Below are 1757 nucleotides of genomic sequence, written 5' to 3' on the forward strand. Positions count from 1 at the left end.
GTTCCAGGCACCCATCACGGCCATGATCGCAATCGCCGCGAGCGCGGGCTTCACTTGAGGAAGCATCACCCGCCAGTAGACCCCAAAGGGGCCACAGCCGTCTATTTTTGCCGCGTCTTCTAGCTCACCGGGGATGGAGAGAAAGAACTGGCGTAGCATGAAAATATTGAACGCCGAGCCAAAGAACGCGGGTACCCAGAGTGGCTTGAGGGTGTCAATCCAGCCCAGGCTACGGAAGATCAGAAACTGCGGCATGAGGGTAACCGCGCCTGGCACCATCATGGTCGCGAGTAATATCCCAAAGAGTAAGTTGCGCCCGGGCCATGAGAGCCGCGCAAACGAGTACGCGACCATCGAGGAGGCAAGCAACGTCCCTAAGACACTCATCAGGGTGAGAAAAAGCGTGTTACCCAGAAAGGTCAGGCCGTACCTGGTGTCTGGCGGCAGATACGCCAGCGCCTCGGAGTAGTTCTCCCACTTGGGCGAAACATGACGCACTTTGGTCAGCTCCGCGCGCGTGAGGGTCGCAGAAGTGCCGCTGGAATCGGGGGCCGTTTCACTGAGCATCGGTTGGACTTTAATCCGCCCGTCGGGGAGCGCTTCCACTTCCGCGACCAGCTTGCCATCCGCAAGCTTTGCGAGCTTGGCGGGCTTGCCATCGGGCTGCTTGAGTGCATCTATGGTTTTTTGTTGTGTCGGAATCCACACGGGCGGGAAGACGGCCTGCTCATCGTCGGCCTTGAGCGAGGTGGAGAGGAGCCACGCAAACGGCACCATGAACATGAACGAGCCGAGCAGCAGCGCCAGATGTGTGGCAGAGAGCCGCGTCAGCTCGCTCGCATGGCTGGCATTGCGTGTCAGTGCCTTCAGCCAGCGCGCACAGCCCAGCGCGACCACGACTCCCAGGGCAAGGCTCACGGGCGCAAAGCGCACCAGCAGGGTCACGCCCAGAAGTGCCACCAGCATCGCCGCCGTGACCGTCGCGGCGGCGAGATTGCGCACCCGCACGGCGGCGACAATGACGCTCACCCCATAGATCAGCGCGACGATGATTGCGACAATGGCGAGAAGCCAGAGAAATGCATTCATGACGAAACCTCTTCCGATCCTGATTGCCGAAAGCCAATACGTCGATCTGGTTGTAGAGGCTCTTCAATGAGCTGCCGGAGCGCTTCAAAGACGATCTGGAAGTTCTCTTCCGTTGATTTTTCCAGCTCTTCCATCCGTGCTGTGAGTTCTCCATTGCCTGCCAGAAGCCTTCGCATCTGGACAAAAGCACGCATGATCTTAATATTGACGGCAATGGCGCGAGGACTTCTGAGCACACTGGAGAGCATCGCTACTCCTTGCTCGGTGAATGCATAGGGATTGGCACGTCGAGCACCTCCCCAGCTTGAAGTCACAATTTGTGATTTCAAGTTGTTGTACTCTGCATCAGTGAGCTGGAACATAAAATCATCGGGGAAACGTTCCAAATTGCGTTTCACGGCCTGAACAAGGGCACGTACTTCAACTTCATAAAGTTCTGCTAGATGAGGACTCAAGACGACGCGCTGCCCACGGATTAAGAAAATCCTATCCTCAATATTTTCTGGCAGGGAAGTCAGAAGATCTTCGCTCATTTTAATGTGTCTCCTTGACGGGTGGCAGGTTGAGTCGCCATCCCTCGGTACCTAGTGCCGAAAAGTCTCCGTTCAGGATCGCCTTCCAGAGCGGCTCCGGAGCGACTAGATTTTCTATCCGCGCCTCAAGCAAGA

General features: G+C 56.8%; 2 protein-coding genes. Both read right to left on the minus strand.

Going from position 1 to position 1757, the window contains the following annotated elements; translation table 11 throughout:
• The coding region (locus tag ACH2EH_RS09825; RefSeq protein WP_395141210.1) for a carbohydrate ABC transporter permease at window positions 1-1089 on the minus strand (1089 nt) is incomplete at its 3' end.
• Window positions 1086-1622, minus strand: coding sequence for an ORF6N domain-containing protein (locus tag ACH2EH_RS09830; RefSeq protein WP_309693003.1), 537 nt, complete (start codon window positions 1620-1622; stop codon window positions 1086-1088). The genes ACH2EH_RS09825 and ACH2EH_RS09830, both read right to left, overlap by 4 nt.
• Window positions 1623-1757: the final 135 nt, after the last annotated feature.

It is taken from the genome of Armatimonas sp., from assembly GCF_043760365.1.
GTDB lineage: Bacteria > Armatimonadota > Armatimonadia > Armatimonadales > Armatimonadaceae > Armatimonas.